Source organism: Streptomyces sp. NPDC127084 (assembly GCF_042724175.1).
In the GTDB taxonomy this organism is placed as follows: domain Bacteria; phylum Actinomycetota; class Actinomycetes; order Streptomycetales; family Streptomycetaceae; genus Streptomyces.
On the sequence record NZ_JBHXFA010000302.1, the window covers coordinates 1 to 3,467 of the forward strand.

Below are 3,467 nucleotides of genomic sequence, written 5' to 3' on the forward strand. Positions count from 1 at the left end.
AGAGCTCTTGGGTTCGCGAATTCTGAAGGGTCATGGAGTGCGAACCGAAGCGTGGGTACCGAGCCGTGAGCGCGCGGGGGTACTTGGGTTCAGGTCGGCTCGGAGAAGCCAGGGTGATCGACGATATTGGTGTAGCGGAGGCTGGCGTTGATGGACAGGCCGAACATGTCGTGAAGGCGTTTGGCGTCTCCGTGGCTTGCGAGGGCTTCGGCGAGGATGCGGTCTTCACGGATCGAGCGGCAGCTGACGCCTGGGCCGAGGAGGAGTTTGATCCAGCGGATGCCAACGTTGCGGGTTTCCATGGCGCTGCGGCGGTTGATGAAGAGGTGTGGGTTGGCGGTATTGGGCCAGGTTGCGGCGCGGTAGTCGAGGTAGGCGGCGATGCGGTGGCGCACTGGCGGGGCCAGGGGGATCTTGCGGTCGTCGATGTGCAGCCAGCCTGCGCTGATGTCGATGAGTTGGAGGTTGCGTACCTGGCTGGTGGCCAGTCCGTGGAAAGCCACCAGGGCGGCGACCGCAGCTCGTGCGGGGTCGGATTCGTCGAGGAGAGTTTGCAGCGCGGCGGTGTCGACGGGCAGTGGTTCACGGGACGGGTGGTAGCCCAGGCGCATTCGGTGGGTGGGGTCAGAAAACACCACGTGGTCTTGTTTGAGCAGGTGGAACAGCGAGCGCAGGCCCTGGCCGGTGCGTGCGGGGTACTCGCTGGCGGTCAGGGCTGCGGTGACATGCTCGCGGGTGATCTCTCGCAAGGAGGTGTGACCGTCTTCGGCCCATGCGAGGAGCACGGGGCGGGCCCAGGAGATGTGCAGGCGGATCGTGGTGGCGCTACGGGGCTTGCGTCTCGGGGGCCGGGGGCGGCCATTGGCCATGACGTCGTACCAGATGCGTACTTCGTCGGCCATCTGCCTGGGCAGCCCGGTCAGCTGTTGTTCGAGCCAGCGGTTCAGGATGTTGTCGCGGTCGTCGATGAGCAGGCCAGCCTCGTCCAGGACGGCCGCGACGTGCTTGGTGGTCAGGTCGATTTCGGTGAGGAACTCCAGGCTGCTGCGCGGGATGGGGGCGCCGGGGTTGTCCTGCACGCCCAGGACGATCCGCAGGCCGGCCCGGCAGCGCATCCTGACTGGTTGGCTCCAGCCAAGCTGGGCGGCTCGCTGGTCGGCGAGGTTCCACAGCCGGCGCAGCAGAGTGGGGTCGGCGGGCCAGGGGTAGTCCCGCTGGCGCAACCGGGAGTGATCGCGCTGGGCGGGGAAGAAGGCGAGTTGTTCGCCGCGGGTGGGGGTCGGGCTGATGCGGGCTGGTGCTCGCAGGGGTGGTGGGACGTCCAGGAGGCGTTTGAGGTCCTTCCTCAGAGTCGGGGGAAGGTCCGAGACGGCGGTGCGGGCGCGTTGGTCGGCCCGCTTAGCTCTTCGCGAGGTTCCTTTTTGCTGGGTGAGTCCGGCGAGGAAGAGCTGTTGGCCGATGCGGTTGGCCTCAGCCGGGTCGAACCGGCCCAGCAAGGGAATCATGTTGCGGCCGTGGGCGAAGCACAGGCGGCAGATGCTCAATTGTGTGTGCAGGTGAGCCGGGGTGGCGCAGGTTTGGCAGATGCCTTCGCCTGGATGGGCTGCGCGCCAGCCGTGGCAGGCCTGGCACAGCCACTTGGTCTTCCTGGTGGTGCCCCAGGCCAGGCAGTCCGGGCAGGACTCGACGGCGGGCTGTCCGTAGAGGTGGCAGCGGCGGCACTTTCCGGTGTTGTAGTAGTCGAGCGAGCCGCAGACCAGGCACGGGGGAGGGGTAACCGGACCACCGGGCCAGCAGCCGAAGCAGTACCCGGTGCTCGTGATGGCTTCGGGCCTGCTGCGGCAGACGGTGCACAGGTTGAGGAGTGGTCGGGTCACAGCGGTGGTGACGATCGCGGGCGGCCGGGCTTGGGCACGATGTCGTGGACGCGGGACAGTGCCGGGTCAGTCCCGGTGGCGCGGGTGGGGGCTTGCTCGGGTTGTGTTGTCGGCAGCCCGGCCGGGACAAGCAGGTCGCAGGGGGTGCAGTTCAACACAGCGCACAGGACCTCGAGATCGTCGAGCCGGATCGTGGTCGGGGTGCGCGACCACAGCATCGACATCTTCCCGGCGCTGATCTCCAGGCCTGCCTCGGCCAGTCGGCGGCGCATCTGGGTCGCCTGCCAGATGCCGGCCTCGGCCGCCTTCATCCGCAAGTTCCACTGCATCTCGGGCTCCTCCGGCTCAGCCCAGCAGCCGCAGCGCGGTGCGGTCGTTGGCCTGGAGCCATTCATTTTCGATGTGCTGCGTTGGCACGTGGATGTAGTGCGTGGTCGTCGACAGCCAGTTGTGGCCGAGCAGGTCCTGGATCGCCTTGAGGTCCACGCCGCGGTCGTAGAGCGCGGAGGCGCAGTAGTGCCGCAGGCCGTGCGGCGTCAGCCGCCCTTTCCAGTCCGGAAGCCAGACGTTCACCGCTGCAGCCAGTCCCGAGCGCAGCGGGTCGGTGCCGATCCGGGTGCAGCCTCCGGTGAGCTCGTCGCGTCGCTCGCTGGGCAGCAGCGGGGCGTCCGGGTTACGCCAGTCGTCGTCGAACTGATGGCGCACGTCGGTCAGCCACCACTGCATCAGTGCGTCGATCCCGTCGATCGCCGGGATCAGCCGGGTCTTCGGGCCGCGCCCGCGGCTGCCCTTGCCGTAGCGGACGTGCAGCTTGCCCCACCTTCCCAGGTCCGGCCGCCAGTCGCGCATGTCCAGCATTGCCGTCTCGCGGATCCGCAGCCCACCACGTCGCCACAGCGATGCCGCGAAGTAATCGCGGGCGGCCGGCAGATACTTACGTGCACGGGGCAGGTGCACGGACCACTGGCTGAACAGCTCCTCCACTTCCGCGCGAGCGGGCGGCACCCGCACGCTCGAGTGGTTGGCCTTGGCCGGCCGGTTGAACTCGTCGATCGGTTGCATCACCACGCATCCGGTCAGCGCGTGGATGTCGCCCTGGTAGCGGCTGACCACGAAGTCGTAGAAGCGTGCGATGGCACCTGCGTAGCCCTGGACCGTCGAGGGCTTGCGGCCTTGATCCCGGCGCAGTCGCACCAGGTACCGGTCGGCGTCTTCCGCTCCTACCGCCCACAGGCGTCGATCACTGGACCTCACGAAGTCCACGGCGGCACGGCAGTTGAACTCCACCGTCCTGTCCCCTGCTCCTGCCGCTGCAAGGGCCAGCGCGTACTGATCGACGATTTCCTGTTCGAAGTCCTCTTCATCGACCGCCGATCGCAGGACCCGCGGCGAGGCCAGATTCCGTACAACCGCCAGCGTCATGACCGCTCCAGTTCACCGGGAGTGCCGATGCTTCAGGAATACCGAAAGACCCCCATGATTCGTGGAGATTCTTCAAAAACCTCACTCCATCGAGTCAAGCCCCCTGGCCAGCACCAGAACACGATCTGCAACGGCGATGACTGCCGAACCTACGAGTTTTCCAACACG

3 protein-coding genes are annotated in these 3,467 nt (G+C 67.1%); all 3 read right to left on the reverse strand.

The features are described from left to right. Positions 1-89: 89 nt before the first annotated feature. The 3 genes from ACFWI9_RS33465 to ACFWI9_RS33475 are packed head-to-tail and all read right to left on the reverse strand — an operon-like array spanning position 90 to position 3,299. Positions 90-1,877: a hypothetical protein gene (locus ACFWI9_RS33465; protein ID WP_387168841.1), complete on the reverse strand. Its 1,788-nt coding sequence runs from the start codon at positions 1,875-1,877 to the stop codon at positions 90-92. Beyond that, positions 1,874-2,206, reverse strand: a complete 333-nt coding sequence (locus ACFWI9_RS33470) for a helix-turn-helix domain-containing protein (protein ID WP_387168844.1) — start codon at positions 2,204-2,206, stop codon at positions 1,874-1,876. Before ACFWI9_RS33470 ends, ACFWI9_RS33465 begins: the two co-directional genes overlap by 4 nt. A gap of 16 nt (positions 2,207-2,222) precedes the next feature. Next, entirely contained in the window at positions 2,223-3,299 is a 1,077-nt protein-coding gene (locus ACFWI9_RS33475; RefSeq protein ID WP_387168847.1) for a tyrosine-type recombinase/integrase, read from the reverse strand. Positions 3,300-3,467: the final 168 nt, after the last annotated feature.

Bases quoted from the DNA above. Each gene is read 5' to 3' on its own strand.
- ACFWI9_RS33470 (WP_387168844.1), bottom strand. From the start codon at position 2,206: ATGCAGTGGAACTTGCGGATGAAGGCGGCCGAGGCCGGCATCTGGCAG.
- ACFWI9_RS33475 (WP_387168847.1), bottom strand. From the start codon at position 3,299: ATGACGCTGGCGGTTGTACGGAATCTGGCCTCGCCGCGGGTCCTGCGA.